The sequence below is a fragment of the Pseudomonas sp. CC11G genome (assembly GCF_056174845.1).
The window spans coordinates 1-20,471 of record NZ_JBWBZC010000012.1 but is presented as its reverse complement, the minus strand read 5'-3'; the positions used below and the strand labels follow the sequence as shown (position 1 = coordinate 20,471).

The 20,471-nt window shown below is 58.8% G+C and carries 25 protein-coding genes, 1 tRNA gene and 2 pseudogenes; 10 read left to right on the top strand and 18 right to left on the bottom strand.

Annotated features, from left to right (window positions below; translation table 11 throughout):
- The first annotated feature begins 69 nt into the window (after positions 1-69).
- A complete protein-coding gene (gene fdxA, locus AC0V2S_RS15600) occupies positions 70-393 on the top strand; it encodes a ferredoxin FdxA (RefSeq protein WP_110616550.1) in 324 nt (107 codons plus the stop codon).
- A 522-nt stretch (positions 394-915) separates the two neighbouring features.
- Here fdxA and rpoS read toward each other — a convergent pair.
- From rpoS to ispF, 6 genes are all read right to left on the bottom strand, one after another.
- A complete protein-coding gene (rpoS, locus tag AC0V2S_RS15595) occupies positions 916-1,920 on the bottom strand; it encodes an RNA polymerase sigma factor RpoS (protein ID WP_475510523.1) in 1,005 nt (334 codons plus the stop codon).
- A gap of 104 nt (positions 1,921-2,024) precedes the next feature.
- Positions 2,025-2,897, bottom strand: coding sequence for a peptidoglycan DD-metalloendopeptidase family protein (locus tag AC0V2S_RS15590; protein WP_475510522.1), 873 nt, complete (start codon positions 2,895-2,897; stop codon positions 2,025-2,027).
- A gap of 92 nt (positions 2,898-2,989) precedes the next feature.
- Complete coding sequence (locus tag AC0V2S_RS15585) at positions 2,990-3,625, bottom strand: protein-L-isoaspartate(D-aspartate) O-methyltransferase (protein ID WP_271194424.1); 636 nt, start codon at positions 3,623-3,625, stop codon at positions 2,990-2,992.
- 41 nt (positions 3,626-3,666) lie between these two features.
- Positions 3,667-4,416 carry a 5'/3'-nucleotidase SurE gene (gene surE, locus AC0V2S_RS15580; protein WP_475510521.1) on the bottom strand — a complete coding sequence of 250 codons (750 nt, stop codon included), beginning with the start codon at positions 4,414-4,416 and terminating at the stop codon, positions 3,667-3,669.
- Entirely contained in the window at positions 4,404-5,462 is a 1,059-nt protein-coding gene (gene truD, locus AC0V2S_RS15575) for a tRNA pseudouridine(13) synthase TruD (RefSeq protein ID WP_475510520.1), read from the bottom strand. The genes surE and truD overlap by 13 nt, the downstream gene beginning before the upstream one ends.
- Entirely contained in the window at positions 5,459-5,932 is a 474-nt protein-coding gene (gene ispF, locus AC0V2S_RS15570; RefSeq protein WP_475510519.1) for a 2-C-methyl-D-erythritol 2,4-cyclodiphosphate synthase, read from the bottom strand. The genes truD and ispF overlap by 4 nt, the downstream gene beginning before the upstream one ends.
- Positions 5,933-6,159: 227 nt before the next feature.
- Between ispF and AC0V2S_RS15565 the strand changes: the two genes are divergently transcribed.
- A complete protein-coding gene (locus AC0V2S_RS15565; RefSeq protein ID WP_475510518.1) occupies positions 6,160-7,074 on the top strand; it encodes an alpha/beta fold hydrolase in 915 nt (304 codons plus the stop codon).
- A 59-nt stretch (positions 7,075-7,133) separates the two neighbouring features.
- Here AC0V2S_RS15565 and AC0V2S_RS15560 read toward each other — a convergent pair whose 3' ends face one another.
- The 3 genes from AC0V2S_RS15560 to AC0V2S_RS15550 all read right to left on the bottom strand — a co-directional run bounded on the left by AC0V2S_RS15560 (position 7,134) and on the right by AC0V2S_RS15550 (position 9,652).
- Entirely contained in the window at positions 7,134-8,516 is a 1,383-nt protein-coding gene (locus tag AC0V2S_RS15560; RefSeq protein ID WP_475510654.1) for a DNA recombination protein RmuC, read from the bottom strand.
- 167 nt (positions 8,517-8,683) lie between these two features.
- Positions 8,684-9,091: a tetratricopeptide repeat protein gene (locus tag AC0V2S_RS15555; protein ID WP_475510517.1), complete on the bottom strand. Its 408-nt coding sequence runs from the start codon at positions 9,089-9,091 to the stop codon at positions 8,684-8,686.
- A gap of 234 nt (positions 9,092-9,325) precedes the next feature.
- Positions 9,326-9,652, bottom strand: a complete 327-nt coding sequence (locus AC0V2S_RS15550) for a hypothetical protein (protein ID WP_475510516.1) — start codon at positions 9,650-9,652, stop codon at positions 9,326-9,328.
- A gap of 86 nt (positions 9,653-9,738) precedes the next feature.
- Between AC0V2S_RS15550 and AC0V2S_RS15545 the strand changes: the two genes are divergently transcribed.
- The 7 genes from AC0V2S_RS15545 to AC0V2S_RS15515 all read left to right on the top strand — a co-directional run bounded on the left by AC0V2S_RS15545 (position 9,739) and on the right by AC0V2S_RS15515 (position 14,652).
- Entirely contained in the window at positions 9,739-10,737 is a 999-nt protein-coding gene (locus AC0V2S_RS15545; protein WP_475510515.1) for a D-cysteine desulfhydrase, read from the top strand.
- 114 nt (positions 10,738-10,851) lie between these two features.
- Positions 10,852-11,652 (top strand): cystine ABC transporter substrate-binding protein, encoded by an 801-nt coding sequence (gene tcyJ / locus AC0V2S_RS15540; protein WP_475510514.1) that lies wholly within the window; start codon positions 10,852-10,854, stop codon positions 11,650-11,652.
- Positions 11,653-11,665: 13 nt separating this feature from the next.
- The gene (gene tcyL, locus AC0V2S_RS15535) at positions 11,666-12,331 is read left to right on the top strand and encodes a cystine ABC transporter permease (RefSeq protein ID WP_271197706.1); all 666 of its coding nucleotides are present in this window, start codon (positions 11,666-11,668) and stop codon (positions 12,329-12,331) included.
- Positions 12,332-12,338: 7 nt separating this feature from the next.
- Complete coding sequence (gene tcyN, locus AC0V2S_RS15530; RefSeq protein ID WP_475510513.1) at positions 12,339-13,109, top strand: L-cystine ABC transporter ATP-binding protein TcyN; 771 nt, start codon at positions 12,339-12,341, stop codon at positions 13,107-13,109.
- Between the two features lie 201 nt (positions 13,110-13,310).
- Positions 13,311-13,523, top strand: a complete 213-nt coding sequence (locus tag AC0V2S_RS15525) for a cold-shock protein (protein ID WP_108095560.1) — start codon at positions 13,311-13,313, stop codon at positions 13,521-13,523.
- 551 nt (positions 13,524-14,074) lie between these two features.
- A complete protein-coding gene (locus AC0V2S_RS15520; protein WP_110616389.1) occupies positions 14,075-14,311 on the top strand; it encodes a hypothetical protein in 237 nt (78 codons plus the stop codon).
- 53 nt (positions 14,312-14,364) lie between these two features.
- Entirely contained in the window at positions 14,365-14,652 is a 288-nt protein-coding gene (locus AC0V2S_RS15515; protein ID WP_475510512.1) for a DUF3509 domain-containing protein, read from the top strand.
- Positions 14,653-14,727: 75 nt separating this feature from the next.
- Here the strand turns inward: AC0V2S_RS15515 and AC0V2S_RS15510 are convergent, their stop codons facing one another.
- The 5 genes and pseudogenes from AC0V2S_RS15510 to AC0V2S_RS15490 all read right to left on the bottom strand — a co-directional run bounded on the left by AC0V2S_RS15510 (position 14,728) and on the right by AC0V2S_RS15490 (position 18,376).
- A complete protein-coding gene (locus tag AC0V2S_RS15510; protein ID WP_475510511.1) occupies positions 14,728-15,021 on the bottom strand; it encodes a hypothetical protein in 294 nt (97 codons plus the stop codon).
- Between the two features lie 67 nt (positions 15,022-15,088).
- Positions 15,089-15,375: pseudogene (locus AC0V2S_RS15505) on the bottom strand (hypothetical protein).
- Between the two features lie 284 nt (positions 15,376-15,659).
- Positions 15,660-16,487 carry an ammonia-dependent NAD(+) synthetase gene (gene nadE / locus AC0V2S_RS15500; protein WP_475510510.1) on the bottom strand — a complete coding sequence of 276 codons (828 nt, stop codon included), beginning with the start codon at positions 16,485-16,487 and terminating at the stop codon, positions 15,660-15,662.
- 1 nt (position 16,488) lies between these two features.
- Complete coding sequence (gene pncB / locus AC0V2S_RS15495; protein ID WP_475510509.1) at positions 16,489-17,718, bottom strand: nicotinate phosphoribosyltransferase; 1,230 nt, start codon at positions 17,716-17,718, stop codon at positions 16,489-16,491.
- Positions 17,719-17,728: 10 nt separating this feature from the next.
- Positions 17,729-18,376: a nicotinamidase gene (locus tag AC0V2S_RS15490; protein WP_475510508.1), complete on the bottom strand. Its 648-nt coding sequence runs from the start codon at positions 18,374-18,376 to the stop codon at positions 17,729-17,731.
- Positions 18,377-18,540: 164 nt separating this feature from the next.
- Here AC0V2S_RS15490 and AC0V2S_RS15485 point away from each other — a divergent pair.
- Positions 18,541-19,249: pseudogene (locus tag AC0V2S_RS15485) on the top strand (NUDIX hydrolase).
- 106 nt (positions 19,250-19,355) lie between these two features.
- Here AC0V2S_RS15485 and AC0V2S_RS15480 read toward each other — a convergent pair.
- The 4 genes from AC0V2S_RS15480 to AC0V2S_RS15465 all read right to left on the bottom strand — a co-directional run.
- Positions 19,356-19,445: transfer RNA gene (locus AC0V2S_RS15480), tRNA-Ser, on the bottom strand.
- A gap of 154 nt (positions 19,446-19,599) precedes the next feature.
- Positions 19,600-19,761, bottom strand: coding sequence for a hypothetical protein (locus AC0V2S_RS15475; protein ID WP_475510507.1), 162 nt, complete (start codon positions 19,759-19,761; stop codon positions 19,600-19,602).
- An 8-nt stretch (positions 19,762-19,769) separates the two neighbouring features.
- Entirely contained in the window at positions 19,770-19,961 is a 192-nt protein-coding gene (locus tag AC0V2S_RS15470) for a phosphoribosylaminoimidazolesuccinocarboxamide synthase (protein ID WP_475510506.1), read from the bottom strand.
- Positions 19,958-20,471: phosphoribosylaminoimidazolesuccinocarboxamide synthase (locus AC0V2S_RS15465; RefSeq protein WP_475510505.1), on the bottom strand; the 514-nt coding region annotated here is incomplete at its 5' end. The genes AC0V2S_RS15465 and AC0V2S_RS15470, both read right to left, overlap by 4 nt.

Sequence of the window (20,471 nt, the reverse complement as noted above, 5' to 3'; positions counted from 1 at the left end):
CTCGTTTCCCGAGCCGAGGGGTCCGATTACTGAACAGGGCCCCCCAGCCGCCTGAGGAGAGAATTAGAAATGACCTTCGTCGTCACCGACAACTGCATCAAGTGCAAGTACACCGACTGCGTAGAAGTCTGTCCGGTGGACTGCTTTTACGAAGGCCCGAACTTTTTGGTGATCCACCCGGACGAGTGCATTGACTGCGCCCTGTGCGAGCCAGAATGCCCGGCCCAAGCCATCTTCTCGGAAGATGAAGTGCCAGAAGACATGCAAGAGTTCATCGCGTTGAACACTGACCTTGCCGAAGTCTGGCCGAACATCACCGAGCGTAAAGACGCCCTGCCCGACGCTGAAGAGTGGGACGGCAAGAAGAACAAGCTGGAAATGCTGGAGCGTTAAGCTCCCGCGTTGCGGCAGCGAGAGAAGGCGTTCAATGAAGCGCCTCCCGCTACAAGACGTCAAAAACCGTGATAAAGACAAAAGGCCCGCAAGCGGGCCTTTTGTTTGTGCCCACCTTTTCGGCAGGCAAAAAAAGGGGCGGTTTGACCCGCCCACTCTTTCGTCCCTATTCCCTCTATTTCCTGCTCATCGTCCTGATGAATCGTTTCCTTCGATGTTCCTGGCCAACATCCCTGGCAGCCCGTGCTAGTCCGTAAGCACAGGGGTGATATTAGCGATATCCAGACACTGTTCAACTCGCGAAATCGCCTAAAAGACAGTCAATCCCATCTACGCAAAATATGTTAACCCTTTAATTTCAATGACTTATGCAAAGCGAATCGGCGAGAAAGGTGTAACGCCGGCTTATCATTACTCGTATCGCTTACACGCTTTGTAAGCAATGTCTTACAAAGGCATACCTCGTAAGAAGCCGGCCACAAAAAACCCGGCCGAGGCCGGGTTCATTTATGCGTTGATGAACTATTGGAATAACGAGTCGCTGGACAGACCATTCTTCTCCAGGATTTCCCGCAGACGCTTGAGCGCCTCCACCTGGATCTGCCGCACACGCTCACGCGTCAGGCCAATTTCCTGGCCCACCTCTTCGAGTGTGCAGCTCTCGTGACCGCGCAGGCCGAAGCGCCGCACCACCACTTCGCGTTGCTTGTCAGTGAGTTCCGACAGCCATTGATCGATGCTCTGCGACAGATCGTCGTCCTGCAGCAGTTCGCAGGGATCGGTCGGGCGGTCATCGGTCAGGGTGTCGAGCAGGGTTTTATCGGAGTCCGGCCCCAAGGAAACGTCGACCGAGGACACCCGCTCATTAAGACCAAGCATGCGCTTGACCTCACCGACGGGTTTTTCCAGCAGATTGGCGATTTCTTCAGCCGAAGGCTCGTGGTCGAGTTTCTGCGTCAGCTCCCGCGCGGCGCGCAGGTAGACGTTGAGCTCCTTGACCACATGAATGGGTAAACGAATGGTGCGCGTCTGGTTCATGATCGCGCGTTCGATGGTTTGCCGGATCCACCACGTTGCATACGTGGAGAAACGGAAGCCGCGCTCCGGGTCGAACTTCTCGACCGCCCGTATCAACCCCAGGTTGCCCTCTTCAATCAGGTCCAACAGGGAAAGACCGCGATTGACGTAGCGCCTGGCAATTTTCACCACCAGCCGCAGGTTGCTCTCGATCATGCGCTTACGGCCCGCAGGATCGCCCTTCTGCGCCAAACGCGCAAAATGGACTTCTTCTTCAGGAGTAAGCAGAGGGGAGAAACCGATTTCGTTGAGGTATAGCTGAGTGGCGTCTAGCGCCCGGGTGTAGTCGATGTATTTGTGTTGCTTGACCGCAGTGGAGTGCTTGGCTTTCGTGCGCTTGGCCGGAACTTCCGACTCGTCGTTGAGCACGTCTTCCAGAACGATGCCAGGCTCGATCAGGAGCAGGTCATCATCCAAGTCAAACTCCGGCGCTTCTTTGTTGAGTGCCATTGTTCTTATCCCTTGCTGAGTTCGACATAAGCCCCGGCATCACCTTATTCCTTGGCAATCCCTGAGCCCGTCCGGCCTACGTGGCTGGAGCGGCTGACAACCGATCAACGAGCGGGCAAAAATTGCAGCGGATCCACAGGTTTACCCTGTCGGCGAATCTCAAAGTGGAGTTTCACCCGATCAGTACCGGTGGAACCCATCTCGGCAATCGTCTGCCCAACCTTGACTTGTTGCCCCTCCCGTACCAACAACTTGCGGTTGTGACCGTAAGCGCTTACGTAGGTATCGCTGTGTTTGATGATCACTAATTCGCCGTAGCCCCGTAATCCACTTCCGGCGTACACAACAGAACCATCCGACGCGGCTAAAACAGGCTGGCCCAATTCCCCGGCTATATCAATGCCTTTATTCAAACTACCGTTTGAGGAGAATTTGCCAATCAAAGCGCCGCCTGTCGGCCACGCCCAGCCTGTAGCGGAACGACTCACTGTCTGCACCGGCGTGGTTGCCGGAGTGGTCGCCACAGGGGGTTGTGCGGGCCTGGCGATGACCGGAACGGTGGTGGTCGGCACCATCACCAGCGGCGGTTTGGCGCCGTTATTGGCGGTGGCGATGGGCGCTTTCACCAGGGTCGGCGGACGGCCGCCGTCAAAGCGAATTACTTGGCCAACCTTGATGGTGTAAGGCGCAGGGATATTGTTGTTGGCCGCCAGGGCGCGCCAATCCCAACCAAAACGGAAGGCAATCGAATAGAGGGTGTCGCTGCGCTGTACGCGGTATTGGCCGGTGGTGGTGGCCGGGCGCTGTGGCGTGGCCACGCTGCTGGTAGTGCTACCGCCAGTGGTACGGTCTACCACCTTTACCCCACCCTTGGGGGTGGTGGTGCAACCGACCAGTAACACGCAAAGGAGCAAGCCACTCACTAGACGCTTGGCGCCTGCGATGCAAATCCACTGCTGAATGGCTGTGAGACTCACCCGCCTCTCCCTATCCGGTGACAATTGAAAAAAAGATCACGCAAAACTAGCCCTAAGTTTGGCCATCAGGGCCTACTTAACCACCGCCCTACCTAAGCAGTAGGCCCGTTCAGCAACGGCACAAACCGCACCGCATCGAGCACATGACGGGAGAAGCCGTTTTCTTCGCGCACGATCAGCATCAGTTGCTGAACATCGCCAGCGCCTACCGGAATGACCAGGCGACCGCCCGGTGCCAGTTGATCCAGTAAAGCCTGCGGCACCTCGGCCGCAGCCGCGGTGACAATGATGCCGTTGTAGGTAGCCAGCGCCGGCCAGCCTTCCCAACCGTCGCCCCAACGAAAGACCACGTTGCGCAGGTTGAGTGCCAGCAATCGCTCTTTCGCCCGTTCTTGCAGAGCCTGGATACGCTCGACCGAGAACACTCGTTCAACCAACTGCGACAACACCGCCGTCTGATAGCCGGAGCCGGTGCCAATTTCCAGCACCTTGTCCAACGGCCCGGCAGCCAGCAGTAGCTCGGTCATGCGCCCCACCATATAAGGCTGGGAAATAGTTTGGTTATGGCCAATGGGCAACGCCGTGTCTTCATAGGCACGGTGCGCAAAGGCTTCATCGACAAACAGGTGACGGGGGGTGCGGCGAATCACTTCCAGCACGGCGGCGTTGGACAGCCCTTCTTCGTAAAGACGTTGAATCAGCCGTTCACGGGTGCGCTGCGAGGTCATGCCTATGCCGCGGTGTTGCAGATCGTCTTGCCCACGCGCCATTACAGCAACCCCTCCAGCCAAGGCTCGAGACTCGACAAGCCCGCATGGAAGGTGCGGTCCAGTTGCAGCGGGGTAATCGACACATAGCCCTGCATGACCGCGTGAAAATCCGTACCGGGGCCGCCGTCTTCGGCTTCGCCCACCACGGAAATCCAATAGCCTTCCTTGCCGCGCGGGTTGACCACTTTTACCGGCGCCGCCGCTCGCGAGCGATGGCCCAGGCGAGTCAACTTGATGCCACGAATCTGTTCGAGTGGCAGGTTGGGAATATTCACGTTGAGCACCGTGCGCGGTGGCAGGTTCAGGCGGTCGTGAGCCTCGACCAGCCGGCGCGCGATGTGCGCCGCAGTAGGCAGGTTATCTACCTGGCGCGAGGTGAGCGAAAAGGCAAATGCCGGCGCACCGATAAACCGCCCTTCGAGGGCCGCGGCCACGGTGCCGGAATACAGCACGTCGTCACCGAGATTGGCGCCCAGGTTGATGCCCGACACCACCATGTCCGGCAGCTCGGGCAACAGGCCGTTAAGGCCCAGGTGCACGCAGTCGGTCGGGGTACCGTTAACGCTGATAAAACCGTTACTGAGGGTAGTCGGGTGTAGCGGACGATCGAGGGTCAGCGAGCTGCCGGCACCGCTCTTGTCGGTGTCGGGGGCAATCACCACGCACTCGGCATAATCCGCCAGCGCGCCATGCAGCGCGGCGAGGCCGGGTGCAGTCACCCCATCGTCGTTTGAAATCAGAATGCGCATGAGTTGTCCGTCTGCCCTACCGGCAACAGCTCGACGATTTCACGCACCACAGCGGTGGCGAAGCATCCAGCCGGCAGGACGAATTCCAGTTGCAGAATGTCAGGCTCGGGATAATGCCACGTCAAACCGCCAATGGGGAGGCGCAGGATACGCCGTTCGTGAGCCATGCCCGCTGCGACTAGCCAGTCGCGCAATGCCGGCTCTTTTTCGGCGACGGATTGCTCAATTTCATGGGCCCTACCTGCAGCCGGCGAAGGGCCTTCGCCCCACAACGGACCGGTGGGGTGCAGGTCGAGAATCGCCAGACGCGGGTCACTGCATTCAGCCTCGCCCGCCGGGAAAAAGCTGCGGCTGTCGGTAAACGCCAACAGGTCGCCCACCTGAGCCCGCTGCCAACTGCCATCGGCAACGCGAGCGGCCAGCACCTGGTTGAATAAATAGCTGCGTGCCGCCGACAGCAGACGCGAGCGCACATTGCGCGCGTCTGGCATTTCCTTGCGGCTGGCGAAATCGCGCGCCTGCACCACATTGCCGCCCTGGTAAGCGAAACGCTGGGTGCCGAAATAGTTGGGCACGCCATGGGCTTTGAGCTGTTCCAGGCGGGCGTCGATGGCCACGGCCTCGCCCTGCAACTGCGTCAGGCGCAGCGTAAAACCGTTGGCCGAGTGCGCGCCGCGTTGCAGCTTGCGCTTGTGCCGGGCGGTTTTGACGATGATCAGGCTGTCGCTCTGGGCGGCGGAAAAATCCGGATCAGCCTTGCCTGGCAGGTGCAGGCTGAACCACTGGCGGGTGAGCGCCTGACGGTCCTTGAGGCCGGCATAGCTGATCATCTTCAGCGGCACACCGGCGGCCTTGGCCAAACGGCGAGCGGCGTCTTCGGTATTCAGGCCGCGTTTTTCCACCCACAACCACAGGTGCTCGCCTTCGCCGGCCAGGGGAATGTCCAGCACTTCATCCACCTGAAAATCTTCGGCGGTCGCTTTCAATACCGCGCGCCCAGCCGCCTCGCCAAACGCCAGCGGGCCCAGCAATTCAAATTCGTTCATTGCGCTACCAATAGAGCGACCGCGTGTACGGCAATGCCTTCTTCGCGACCGGTGAAACCGAGTTTTTCTTCGGTAGTGGCTTTTACGTTGACCTGATCCAGCGCGACCTCAAGGTCGGCGGCAATTGCCGCGCGCATGGTTTCGATATGCGGCGCCATCTTCGGCGCCTGCGCGACGATGGTGGCGTCGACATTGCCGACCTTCCAGCCCTTGGCCTTGATCAGCCCGACGACATGACGCAGCAGCACGCGGCTGTCGGCGCCTTTGAAGTGTGGATCAGTGTCGGGGAAGTGCTTGCCGATATCGCCCAACGCCGCCGCGCCGAGCAAGGCATCGCTCAAGGCATGCAGCAGCACGTCGCCATCGGAATGGGCGAGCAGGCCGAACTTGTGGGGAATCTGCACGCCACCGAGGGTAATAAAGGTGCCGTCGCAAAAACGATGAACATCGTAGCCGTGGCCGATACGCATAAGCCGGGTCCTGGGAAAAGCCGGGAGTTTAACTGAAGGACCCCGTTAGTGCCGCTGACAGTTTGTGCGCTTGTAGATACCGCCTTGCCCATCAGTCGGCGAGACGGTAGAGCAAAGCGTTCCCGCCCTAACCTTGGGTTGGAATCTGCCGTTAACCGCCACCATCCACTGGCCTTGATCCTCACGCTGCTTCAATACTGGCGCCCTGCCCCGTTTGGACTGCCGCCATGACTGTTGCCGTACAAATCGCCTGCCCCGCCCCGCTCACCCAACAGCTGATGGTGAACAGCGCCGGCGTGCAACTGGCCACCTACCGCTGGGGTAATCCGGCCGGGCCGGTGTTGCTGCTGGTGCATGGCTATCCGGACAACCATGAAGTGTGGCTGCCATTGATCAATCAACTGGCCGCCGACTTTCAGATCATCGCCTACGACGTACGCGGTGCCGGGGCCTCCGACCGGCCCAAGCACCGTCACGACTATCGCTTGCCGCTGCTCGCCGATGACCTGGAAGCGGTGATTCTGGCCCACAGCCCCGACCGCCCGGTGCACCTGATTGCCCACGACTGGGGTTCGATTCAAAGCTGGGAGGGAGTGACCGAACCGCGCCTGCAAAAACGCCTGGCGTCCTACACCAGTATTTCCGGGCCGTGCCTGGACCATGTCGGTTACTGGATGGGTGAGCGCGGCAAAACCCCGACGTTCGCTGCACTGCGCCAACTTGTCGGGCAATTGCTCAGCTCGTGGTACATCGCGTTTTTTCACCTACCGTGGATTCCCGAACTGGCCTGGCGCCATGGAATGGCCAAGCTCTGGCCGCGCTTTTTGCGCCAGGTGGAAGGTATCCGCCCGGTGCGAATCAGCAGTACGCAAAGTGAGGATGGCCAACACGGGGTAAAGCTCTATCGCGCCAATTTTATTCGTAGCCTGTTTACGCCGCGTCAGCGCTTCACCCAGGTGCCGGTGCAATTGGTGGTGCTGACCCGCGACCGTTTTGTACGGCCGCAGCTGTTCGACAACTTGCAGCACTGGGCGCCAAACCTCACGCGCCGGGAAGTGGCGGTCGGGCATTGGCAGTTGTTGGCCGAGCCGACTCAGTTGGCGGCGTGGGTACGCGAGTTTGTGGCGCGCACCGCTCGGTAGGGTGTGCTGTGCGCACCATCGCCCACGCCGAGGCATCGCTTGGTGCGCGGAGCACACCCCTACGGGGCCGGAGTTGTTTCCACGGTTTCGTCATCGTCAAAATGCGGCAAGCCGGCGGCGCGCTCGAGTAGTTCGCTGGGCAAACTCTTGCTCGCCCGTGCGCCCAATAGTTTGAGGTTTTCCACCCGGCTGATGATATTGCCGCGCCCGTCGGCGAGCTTGTTGCGCGCCGCCGCGTAGGCTTTGTCGAGCTGGCCAAGTCGGCTGCCGACTTCATCCAGATCAACAATAAAAGCTACGAACTTGTCGTACAGCGCCCCGGCGCGCTCGGCGATTTCGCGGGCGTTCTGGCTTTGCCGCTCCTGGCGCCAGAGACTGTCGATCACCCGCAAGGTCGCCAGTAACGTCGTCGGGCTGACGATCACGATGTTCTGCTCGAACGCTTCCTGAAACAGCCCCGGATCGGCCTGCAAAGCGGCAGCGAAAGCGGCTTCAATCGGCACGAATAACAGCACGAAATCCAGACTGTGCAGCCCTTCCAGGCGCTGGTAGTCCTTCAGCGATAAACCCTTGAGATGGCTGCGCAGCGAAACCACGTGCTGTTTGAGGGCTTGCTGGCGAGTTACGTCATTCTCGGCCACCACGTATTGCTGGTAGGCAGTCAGGCTCACCTTGGCGTCCACCACCACCTGGCGCTCGCCGGGCAGCTGAATCAATACGTCCGGTTGAAAGCGCGCGCCGTCCTGGCCTTTGAGGCTGACCTGGGTCTGGTACTCGCGGCCTTTCTCTAAGCCTGCATGTTCCAGCACTCGCTCCAGCACCAGTTCTCCCCAGTTGCCCTGGGTTTTCTGCCCTTGCAGGGCGCGGGTCAGGTTGGTGGCCTCGTCGCCCAGGCGCTGGTTGAGCTGCTGCAAACGCTCCAGCTCTTTGCTCAGGGAAAAGCGCTCGCGGGCTTCTTGTTGATAACTCTCTTCCACGCGCTTTTCGAACGACTGAATGCGCTCTTTCAGCGGGTCGAGCAACTGGCCCAGCCGCTGCTGGCTGGTCTCGGCGAAACGTTGTTCGCGCTCATCGAAAATCTTCCCGGCCAGCTCGGCAAACTGCGCGCGCAGCTCATCTCGCGAGCCTTGCAGGTCGGTGAGGCGTTGCTGGTGACTGTCTTGCTGCTCGCGCAATTCCGCGCTGAGGCTGGCGCGCTCGACGCTGAGCTGACGCAGTTCGGCTTCTTTGCTTTCGCGCTCGCTGCGCCATTCCTGAGCAGCTTCCCGGGCGCGGCTGCGTTCGCTTTGCAGCAGGTCGGTTTCGCGGCGTAGGGCGGCCAGTTCGGCCTGCTGCTCGGCTTTGGTTTCGATCAATTCGGCGATGTCGGTGCGGTAGCCGTCGAGCTGTGCGGCCAGGCCGTCCTGGGCCAGTTGCGCGGTGCCCAGGCGCTCATCGAGCAAGGCATTGTGCGCCAAGGCCTGCGCCACACGCCGCTGCTGTTGCCAGAGCAGCGCCAGCAACGGCACGGCCATGGCCGCCAGACCGATTAACAAGGAAGGAACATCAATAGGCATGAAAGGCTCCGCGCAAGAATGCCGGGCAGTATAACCAGCCTAGGCTGCGCGGTTTACAGCGGCGCGGGCAATGCCTGCAAACGTTGGCTGGCTTCGTCGCAGCCTTGGGCGGTAGCGAGTTCCAGCCAGTGTTTGGCTTGCGCAAGGTCGTAGTGGCGAGGCTGGCTGTAAAGGCGGCCCAGCTCGAGTTGCGCGCGGCGGTCATGGGCGCGGCCGGCCTGGCGCAGCAGTTCAAAACCGATGCGCCGGTCGCGGGTGTTACCACAGTCGCGGCAGAGCAATTCGCCCAGACGGGTTTGCGCCACAACTACGCCCTGGCGAGCAGGTTGTTTGAGCAAGCGGCCGGCGAATTGTTTGGTACTGACCTTCTGGCCAAAGCGGGGGCTATCCAATAGCCACAGCGCAACGCGTAACGGAAAGCGCGTCGTCTGTGTAACGGCAGGGATGGAATTGCGCGGCATAAAGAAGGGCAATGGCGACAGAGGGCGGCCACTTTACTCCAATTTTTTCGTGGGTAAAGCCTTGAAAAAATCCACCACCCGCGAGCTAGAGCAAGCGCTTGGGACAATCCACAGAACCTGTGGATAACTCAGTGGGTAACTTGGGAGCAAGCCTCGCCAAGGCCGATGGTGCGGGGCTCAAAGTCGAATTGATGATTTTTTCACCAACTCAAAAAGTCTATATTTTTCATTGACTTAATCGGCAAAGAAAAAACCTGGAAGCGCCTTATAGGATTTTCCGCCGTCGCCATAGGGCCGCTTCCCAATTGTGCACAAGTTTTGACGGTCGCTTGGCTGACGCCCTTTTTGAGGGCGGCCGTAGGTGCATTCTGAGGCCAGTTTTGCCCGGTAATTGCTGGAACCCTTGGAACTACTGAGGCGGCGCTTGGTCGCGCGTAAGCGAACCGACACAATTTCATCACGCCTTTCTGTTACGCGACCTCGCGGCCAGCCCAGCAAAGTCGTTTTTCGTGTCTTCAGGTTGTCACGCAGGTATGCGCTAAAGCTGTGCAGCTCGATCAAAAGGCCACTACGGCGGCGAGTTGTGAAGTGGCCGATCGCTACCTATAGTCCTGTGCTTTCCCGCCCCCGAGTGCTCGCCGCCCACCATGATCAGCCACCTTCTTGAACCCATTGCGCGCCTGCCGCTGTTTACTGCCCCTACCCCGCTGGAACCGCTGCCGCGTTTATCGGCTGCGCTGGGGCGCGACGTGTATATCAAGCGCGATGACACCACTCAGTTCGCCCTGGGCGGTAACAAGGTGCGCAAACTTGAGTACCTGCTGGCCGATGCACAACGCCTCGGCGCCGATACGCTGGTGACGGCCGGGGCCATTCAATCCAACCATGTGCGCCAGACCGCCGCCGTTGCCACGCGCCTGGGTCTGGGTTGTGTGGCCTTGCTGGAAAACCCGATTGGCACCGCAGACCGCAATTACCTCGGCAACGGCAATCGCTTGCTGCTGGATTTGTTTGGCGCCGAGGTCGAGTTGGTCGCGAACCTCGACAACGCCGATCAGCTTCTGCAGGAAGCGGCAGAACGCCTTCGTGCACAAGGCAAGCAGCCCTACGTGGTGCCAATTGGCGGCTCCAACGCCTTGGGTGCGTTGGGCTACCTGCGAGCCGGGCTGGAATTGGCGGATCAGATAGAAGCCAGCGGCGTGCAGTTTGCCGCCGTGGTGTTGGCCTCCGGCAGCGCCGGCACCCACAGCGGACTGGCGCTGGCCTTGGCGGAACGCTTGCCGCAGTTGCCGGTGATTGGGGTGACCGTGTCGCGCCCCGTCGTCACCCAATTGCCGAAGGTGCAGGGCCTGGCCGAACGCACCGCCGATTTGCTCGGCATGCCGTTGCCCGCAGCGTTCAAGGTAGAACTGTGGGACGACTATTTCGGCCCGCGTTATGGCGAGCCCAATGCCGGCACCCTCGCAGCGATCAAGCTGCTGGCCAGCCACGAAGGCATTCTGTTGGACCCGGTGTACACCGGCAAAGCGTTCGCCGGCTTGCTCGACGGCATTGCCACGCAGCGCTTCGCCAATGAGGGGCCGCTGCTGTTTTTACACACGGGTGGCTCGCCAGCGTTGTTTGCTTATCAGCCGGCCCAAGACTGAAATACATATTCAATAAAGTTAGCGATATCTAATTTTTTATTATTTTATTGCATATTATTTTTCGCTCTATAGTTATCCCCACTTACTGCCACTCACGGTTTAAAGGGATTCGCCATGACCATTTCCGCACTGCGCCGTACCTTCATTCTTGGCAGCCTGAGCCTGGTGCTCGGCGCCAGCTTTATCGGCAGCAGCCAAGCCGCTGACGACTTGCTGCAAACCATCCAGAAAAAGGGCTCGATCCAGATCGGCCTGGAAGGCACGTATCCACCGTTCAACTTCCAGGACGAGAGCGGCAAGCTCACCGGCTTTGAAGTGGAGTTCGCTGAAGCGGTCGCCAAGGAGCTGGGCGTTAAAGCCGAGTTCCAGCCAACCAAGTGGGACGGCATTCTTGCGGCGCTGGAATCCAAGCGTCTGGATATCGTGGTCAACCAGGTAACCATCTCCGAAGAGCGCAAGAAGAAGTACGACTTTTCCAGCCCCTATACCGTCTCTGGCATTCAGGTGCTGACGCGCAAAGGTCAGGAAGACAAGTTCACCAAACCCACCGACCTCAACGGCAAGAAAGTTGGCGTAGTGCTGGGCACCAACTACGAGCAGTGGCTGAAAGAGAACGTGCCGGGTGCTGATATCCGTACCTATGACGACGATGCCAGCCGCAACCAGGACGTGCGCGTAGGCCGCCTTGACGCCATCCTCGGCGATCGCCTGGCAGCGTTCGAGCTGATCGAAAAAACCGGCGACACCCTGGCCGTGGCCGGCAAGCCATTCGCCCCGCAGGAGGCCGGCATCGCCCTGCGTAAAGGCAACCCGCAACTGCTCGCCGCCATCGACAAAGCCATCGCCAAATTGCGCGCCGACGGCACTCTGGAAAAACTGTCGGTGAAGTGGTTCAAGGCTGACGTGACTAAATGATTGAAGCCAACTAATGGAAGCCAGCCTACAGCTCGCCTTGAACTCGGCGCCCTTCCTGCTCAAGGGCGCGCTTTACACCATCGTATTAAGCCTGGGAGGCATGTTCTTCGGCCTGCTGCTGGGCTTTGCCTTGGCGTTGATGCGCCTCTCGGCGTTGCGGGTGCTGAGTTGGACGTCGCGGATCTACGTGTCGTTCTTTCGCGGCACGCCGCTGCTGGTACAGCTCTTCATGATTTATTACGGCCTGCCGCAGCTGGGCATTCAGCTCGATCCGCTGCCGGCGGCGCTGGTGGGTTTCTCGCTGAATATGGCGGCGTACGTGTGCGAGATTCTGCGCGCGGCCATCGGCTCTATCGACAGAGGTCAGTGGGAGGCAGCGGCCAGTATCGGCATGACCCGCGCGCAGACGCTGCGTCGGGCCATTCTGCCGCAGGCCGCGCGCACGGCCTTGCCGCCCCTGGGCAACAGTTTTATCTCACTGGTTAAAGACACCGCCCTGGCTGCCACCATTCAGGTGCCGGAGTTGTTCCGTCAGGCGCAGCTGATTACCGCGCGCACCTTCGAGATCTTCACCATGTACCTGGCCGCCGCACTGATTTACTGGGTGCTTGCCAGCGCACTGGCGCTGCTGCAAAACCACCTGGAAGCGCGGGTGAACCGCCACAACCAAGAGCCGTGAAAAACCCATGATCGAAGTGCGCGGACTGACCAAGGTTTTCAACGGGCAAACGGTGCTCAAGGGCATCGATCTGGATGTTGCAGCAGGGGAAGTGGTGGCCATTATCGGCCCTAGCGGCTCGGGGAAAACCACGTTGCTGCGCTGCCTGAATCTTCTCGAAGAACCGAGCGCCGGCAGCATTCGTGTCGGCGACATGGTGATCGATGCGAGCAAGCCGCTGGCCAAACAGAAAGAGCTGATTCGCAGCCTGCGCCAACGCGTGGGTTTCGTGTTTCAGAACTTCAATCTGTTCCCCCATCGCACGGCGCTGGAGAACATTATCGAAGGGCCCATCGTGGTCAAAAAGGAGTCCCGTGCAAGCGCCATCGAGCGGGCTCGTGCGCTGTTGGCGAAGGTGGGATTGGCCGGCAAGGAGGACGCGTATCCACGGCGACTGTCCGGCGGCCAGCAGCAACGCGTGGCCATCGCGCGCGCCCTGGCCATGCAGCCGGACGTGATTCTGTTTGATGAGCCCACCTCGGCGCTGGACCCGGAATTGGTCGGCGAAGTACTGGCGACCATTCGCAGCCTGGCCGAAGAAAACCGCACCATGCTGATCGTCACCCACGAGATGAGTTTCGCCCGCGACGTGGCCAATCGAGTGATATTTATCGACCAGGGTGTGATCGTCGAACAGGGCGAAGCCAAGGCGTTATTCGCTCATCCACAAGAGCTGCGCACGCAGCAATTTTTAAGCAAATTCACCGAGCAGAATGCGCCGCTACAGCCCGCAAATTGACGCCTGAAAAAAGGTGGTTTGAGGCCGTTGCGAAGGGCTCGCACTCCTCGAATAAACCTTGTATGGTGTCGCCACTGTGCTGCTTGTGTCACCGTGAATCGCAATGGAAGCTCGCTCTTGCCACACGACTCCTTTTACTCTTTGCACTCAGTCCCGACCTGGTCTCACGACCTCAGTTAACTTTGTTCAAGGAGCTACACCATGTCCAATCGCCAAGCTGGTACCGTTAAGTGGTTCAACGATGAAAAAGGCTACGGCTTCATCACTCCACAATCGGGCGGCGACGATCTTTTCGTACACTTCAAAGCTATCCAATCGGATGGTTTCAAAAGCCTGAAAGAAGGTCAGTCGGTTACTTTCGTAGCTGCCAAAGGCCAGAAAGGCATGCAAGCTGAAGAAGTTCAGGTTGCCTAATTCAGCCCCTCGCTGAATGTAAAAAGCCTCACTTCGGTGGGGCTTTTTTATGGGCGCAGGTTTAGCCCGGTCACGGACGCAATACAACCACTGGTCAGACTGGCTAGTCACAGGGCGTTTTTTCCCGTAGGGTGCCGCCCGGTTAGTACCACGTCTGAAAATCAATTTAAGCCCTCCTCTCCAGCCTCTCGCTCAACCGAGCCCAGCTGATGTGAAGTGCCTGATGCCAAGTGATCGCTCTATAGCACGCCTGGCTGGCCTCCAGATAAAGCACCACCGCCCTCTGTAAAGACCGCCGTGTTGCCTCCAACTCTGCAACGGCCAATCCGTTGATTGATCAGGTTCACCACTGGAACCGCACATAAAAGTGTTCCGTGGGGCCTGCCCTCCGAAGTACCTACCTGCACGCCTGAGTCACGCTAATTGGCGGAACTTAATCGTGCGGTCCTGCTCCGATTAGAGTCATTTGCGCTCGCCCATTTGGCGGCCAATATCGGAGTTTTTTTGTTAGCGGCAAGAACGCCGCACGTGTGTAGGAACATCTAATAATGATGAATACCCAACCCCAAGTTCAGGATGCCATCAGCACCCTGCGTAATGCCTTCGCCCCGCTGGCCTGCCATATCCAGGCCGTGCGCAATGGCTGCTTCAGCTTCACCATCGTCAATGATCGCGGCGTTGCCCGGCATTGCGAACGTCTCTATCCCGAGCAATACGCCAATGGCTCGTTGCAACAGGTGATCGACCGTACGCGTCAGACCTTGGCCACCAAAGGCCTGGCGGCCTGAACCTCCGGCAAGCGGGGCGGTCAGAGCTAACTCACCCGCGACGGAGCGCTGATATGCGTCATGTTAATTTCGACCTGCTCGAAAAAGCCTTTCACCCGCTGCGCCCTTCCCTGGGCCAGCGGCGCCCCGATGGCAGCGTGGTGCTCACCCTCGCTGACAGCAACGATGAAATGGCCTACAGCCGCGTCATCAGTTCGGACGAAGTGGTCAGTGCCGAAGTGTTCGGCCAGGTGGTAGAAGGTGTACGTCGCGAGCTTTGCGTACGCGCCGGCTCGCTCTCTTCGGAGATCAGAAAACAGTTGGTGGATAACGCCGGTGTGATGAGTTACATCCCCGCCTGATTGCCCACACGGGCGAAAAAAAACCGGAGTCTGTTAGCCACAGATTCCGGTTTTTTTATGGGCGCATCGAGGCGGTTACTTACAGGTAACCACCAGACTGCGGCCTGCATAGTCACCCGGTTCCATGCCCAACACGCGGTCATCCGGGGCAGCATCGGCACGGCCCTTCTTACCCACCACGTCGTACCCGCTCGGGCAGCTCTGCGCGGCCTTTTCATAGCAGTGTTGCCACTTCAGCGCCTGCCCGGAGCAATCAATGCTCAGGGCCTCGTCGCCGTCCTTGGTGATGGTTTCGTTAACCGTCGCGCACCCCCCCAGGGCCAACAGCAGCACTGCTGCCACACCACTTGCTGCGATCCACCTTGCCATAGTCATACCTTACGCGCGCTCAGTCAGCTTCGGCCAAACCGTTGGCCCGTTCTTTTGGCAGTGAAATCTAGCGGCAGAGCACAATCATATTGCGGCTGGAGAAACCATCCGGGTTAAGACCGAAAGGGTAATTCTCGTCGTAATCACCCTCGCCTACACCCGACTTCGCCAGCACTTTATACCCGGCACTGCCGCAGTTTTTGGCGGCCTCGCTCAGGCAGTCATCCCACGACGAACTCAATCCCGAACAACTAATGTGCAAGCCTGCTTTCTTGCCGTACTTTTTGTGCACCGTAGGGACGATGAACAACCGGCAATCGCCAGTGCGGTCAGCAGTATCAAAAGACGCTTCATACAGTGTCCTTATGCGGCGCCTGTGTCAGTTTCTGGATGCAACTACGGTTCTGCTCCGGGCTGCACCTCTGATTGGGTACATGCCTCAATTGCCATCCTTAGCACCGCTCCCGCCACCCCTGCCGGCCCTTTGTCAGGTCCGTGAAAAGGCTGGTGAGAAGAATTCCACGCGCAGTATCTGCGAAAGCAGGTAACCGACACAACGCATTGCTCACTGTATAAATATTGATACGCGAAGTAACCCACCGCACCAGCAAATACGCGTCTTACAGAGAAGCAGGCGCTTACTCAGGCACCCGTGGCAACGCACGCTTGTGCGCGGTTTTTGCAAACGCTCGCTCGATAATCTCGATCGCCGCTGGCGGTACGGCATTGCCTAACAAGTAGTTGTCGATTTCTTCGTACGTGCAGCCATAGGAGTCTTCATCGAGCTTTCCAGGCACCAATTCTTCGAGGTCGGCAGTCGGCGCTTTGTACACCAGGTTCTGCGGGGCACCGAGAGCCGTGGCGAGCATGCGCACCTGGCTTTTGCACAGACCGGTCAACGGCGCGAGATCGCACGCGCCGTCGCCAAACTTGGTGAAAAAACCCATCAATGCTTCGGCAGCGTGATCAGTACCGACCACCAGGCCATTGGTGAAGTTGGCAATCGCATATTGCGCCACCATGCGCGAGCGGGCTTTGACGTTGCCTTTGGTGAAGTCGAGCAAACCCTCGCTCGGTTGCAGCCCTTCGATGGAGACATTGGCCATCAAGCCCTCAACACAATCGGCAATGTTCACCGTGGTGGTCTGATCGGCCTGAATAAAATCAAGCGACGCCTGCGCGTCCGACTCGTCGGCCTGGGTTTTGTAGGGCAAACGCACGGCAATAAATTGTGCTTGCTGCCCTTCGGCACGCAGCTGTTCGACGGCCAGTTGGCAGAGTCGGCCCGCGGTCAGCGAGTCGACACCACCACTGATGCCCAGCACCAGCGACTTGCAGCCCGAGCTGCTCAGTACGTCTTTGATAAAGGCGATACGCCGAACAATTTCGGCTGGCTCGCCGCCTTTCACCAACTGCCGATCAACCCCCAGCTCGCGTGCAATCGCATCTTGCTTTGGCGTGCTCATTTCAAACTCCTGATTGCTGATTAGTGTCGCGCACGCCAAATACGTTGGAGGCGTACTGCAGGAACGACGCGTCTTCACAGACATTCTTGATCGGGTCATCGGAGAACTTCACCACCGGCTCACCATGCACCCGCACCAGTTTCATCACGATGCTGAGCGGCTCCACGCCATCCACATCACAGGCAAGGCTGGTGCCCATGCCAAAACCAAACTTCGCCCGACCGCGCACGTGACGCAGAATCGGCAAACACTTCTCGAAATTCAGCGCATCGGAAAACATCAATTCCTTGGTCATTGTGTCGATGCCCAACTGCGCATAACGGGCCAGCACCTTATCCGCCCAGACAATCGGATTACCAGAGTCCTGGCGCAGGCCGTCATACAGCTTGGCAAAATACAGGTCGAAATCCTTGAGGAAGAAATCGGTGCTGATGCAGTCGGTGAGCGCTATGCCCAGCCGGCCACGGTACTCATGCACCCAGTTTTCCAGGGCTACGTTCTGGCTCTCGCGCAACCGGCTGAGCTGCTGGTGCACCATCAACCACTGGTGAGCCATGGTGCCAATCAGCGGCAGGTCGAATTCGTAGGCGATATGGGCGTTGCTGGTGCCGACAAAAACGCCGGGGAAATCGCGCCGCATGATGTCGACCACCTCGCGCTGCGCCTTGAATGACAGACGTCGCCGCGTGGAGAAATCGGAGACGCGGAAGTCGGCCAGCTCTTCCTTGCTGACGTTTTTCTCCAACCACTCGAACTTCTGATACAGCTTGCGGGTGACGTCCTCCAGTTCAACATCCGCGTACTTCTCGCGGTTGCGCAACTCGCTCACCAGCGCCAGTACCGGCTGTTCGAACATGATGCAGTGCAACATCGGCCCGCGAACGCGAATGTTCAGCTGCCCATCTACTTCGTTTACCAGGATGTAGCGCAAGTTAAAGCGGAACAGGCCGAGGAACTGCTCGTAGTCGGCCGTGAGGTATTCGCGAAACCGTTTATTGAAAAGAAAACGCAGTTCGTCATCACGTATCCGCAGACTGGCCAGCTTCTCCAATTCCTCACGAATTACCGGAATCAGGTGCCCGAGGTTTTCATTCGACCGCACAATGAACTGGTACTCCACATCGACGTTCGGGTGCTGGTGCAACACCGCCTGCATCATGGTGAAGGTGTAGTAGTCGGTATCCAGAAGACTCTGAATCACCCCGCCTTCGCGGCTGTATGCACTTTCCATGGTGATGTCCTTATTGCCCTTCCAGAGAGGCTAACTGTTCGCGACTGCTCGCCATCTGTATGCCGGCGGCACGCATTTCGACGACTGCCAAAGTGGCGCCATCTTCGCTAATCGCGCGGCAGGCGGGAAGATAAACAATCACTCCAAACCCGGCGCCAGCAAGCTGCAAGGCGGTGGTCTTGACGCAGAAATCCAGGGCCAGGCCGCCGACGATAATGCGATCAATGCCCTGCGCTCGCAGGTACTCGATCACACCGGTGGACAGCTTGTTGTGCAAGTCGTGGTAGCAAGCGCCGTAGGGGTGTAAATCCGGCTCCACGCCCTTCCAGACGAAATAGTCATAGTCGTAAGGGGTGGGCAGCTCATCCAGCAAGGTGAAGCCAGCGGTGCCCGGCACGCAATGGCTGACCCAGGTGATATCCGCATGCACAAGGCCAGTTGGCTGCAGCATTTGCCCAGGCTCGGCGACCACCCAAGGCGCGGTCGGCGTGTGGGCATCTTTGCTACCAACCCGCAGGCGCGCCAGGCTCGCCATAAAGTTGAGTTCTGCGCCGATCAGATCGCCGCCCGCCACCGGGAGTTCATCCGGGCACAGCGGGGTAAAGCTTTTCTGCGCATCAACATCAAAAGAAGCGGTTTTCTGCAGTGTGCTGTTCATGGCATGCGTCTCCTGTACACGACCCAAAAGGTACATGTCGTGTACTTACAATTCAAGCGCATCGATCAAATTAAATTTATAGGCATGGAGATGGCATCGGATCCTTGAAAAATAAGTACACGACATATACCTTTCAAACAGCTAACCCTTGCGCCAGAAACGATATGCCGACCAGCCGAGAAGAAAAAAGCGCCTACCTGCACACCGTCGACCTGTGTGTATTGCGCTATTGCCGCGACACCCATGCCCTGCAGATTCTGCTGCACAAGCGCGATGCCGAGCCGTTCGCCGGCCATTGGGCATTGCCGGGCATTGTGGTGAATGGCAGCACCGTAGACCTGACGCTGGACGATGCCGTCAAACGCTTGAGAGGGTCTAGCAAGGTCGGCATAGAGCTGGCCTATATCGAGCAGGTCGGTACCGTGGGCGATGCCTTTCGCGATCCGCGTTGCTGGTCGTCGTCCACCTTCTACCTGGCGGTTTCCGACGACAACCCGACGCTGAACAGCCAGCAGGCGTTCTTCGCACTTTCAGACGTTTTCCACGGCCGCCATCAAGCTGCCTTTCGACCATAACCAGCTGGTGGCAGCCACACATGAGCGGCTGGTGTCGAAATCGCTCTACAGCAGCTTGCCGCTGATGTTTCTCGGCAACGAATTCAGCGCACCTGAGGCTGTTGCGATTTCTCTCAGGTGCTCGCACGCCCTGTGCTGAAAACCAGCATGCGCCAACGCTTGATGAAAATGACCGAGGCCGGTTTCTTGCGTGAAACCGGGCGCAAAAAAAAATGGCGATGGCGGCCGACCACAGGCCACGCTGGAAAACCTTCAGCCTTCCAGTCTGTACCTGTTTGACCGCTGCTTTCTTGATTGAGTTGAACGCTGCCAGCGGCAGTATCAAAGGGGCGGCATTAATAGCGGCCCGGAAAAGCAAAAGCCCCCGAAATTTTTAACAATTTCGAGGGCTTCGCTATAAATAATGGCGGGGAAATAGGGATTCGAACCCTAGGTGCTATCGCTAACACAACGGATTTCGAATCCGTCCCGTTCGGCCACTCCGGCATCTCCCCAGCGGCGCGCATGATAACAGCCCATTTCTGTTGGTGAAACCCAAAATTTGAAATTTTTCGCCTGCATTCAGATGCTTGCGCCAATCGGCAGCCGTCTGCGCGCTTAACGCAAAAGAGAGGCCGAAGCCTCTCCTGATTTAACGCCTGGCGCGAATCAAGCCGTCAGCTTGGTCAGCGCTTCGCGGTACTTGTCCGCGGTTTTTTGCGCGACGTCGGCAGGTACTGCCGGTGCCGGTGGCTCTTTGTTCCAGCCGGTGGACTCCAGCCAGTCGCGCACGAACTGCTTGTCGAAGCTCGGCGGGTTCTTGCCTTCCACGTAGCTTTCTACCGCCAGAAACGGCTGGAGTCAGGAGTCAGCACTTCGTCCATCAGGGTCAAGGTGCCGTCTTCGTCCAGGCCGAATTCGAACTTGGTGTCGGCGATGATGATGCCGCGGGTTGCCGCATATTCCACCGCTGCGCTGTACAGAGCGATCGCGGTGTCACGAACCTTGGCGGCCAGTTCTTTGCCGATCACGGCTTCGCACTGCTGTAGGAGATATTTTCGTCGTGATCACCGACGGCCGCTTTGGTCGACGGGGTGAAGATTGGTTGAGCCAGATTGGAGGCTTCTTTCAAACCGGCCGGCAACTGAATGCCGCATACGGTGCCGCTCTTCTGATATTCCTTCCAGCCCGAACCCACGATATAGCCGCGCACGATGCTCCACGGCGATGGGTTGCAGACGCTTGGCGACCACCGCCCGGCCTTCCACCAGCGGCAATTCGGCGGCCGGCACCACATCTTCCACACGGTCACGGTGAAGTGGTTGGGTACCACGTCGGCCAGCTTGTCGAACCAGAAGTTGGAGATGGCAGTGAGGATCTTGCCCTTGTCCGGAATCGGTTCGGCGAGAATCACGTCGAAGGCGGAGAGACGGTCGGTTGCGACCATCAGCATGCGCTTGGCGTCGATCTCGTACAGATCACGAACCTTGCCGGAGTAGATTTTCTTCAAGCTCAAGGTGGAGGGAGTGGTCATGGAAAAT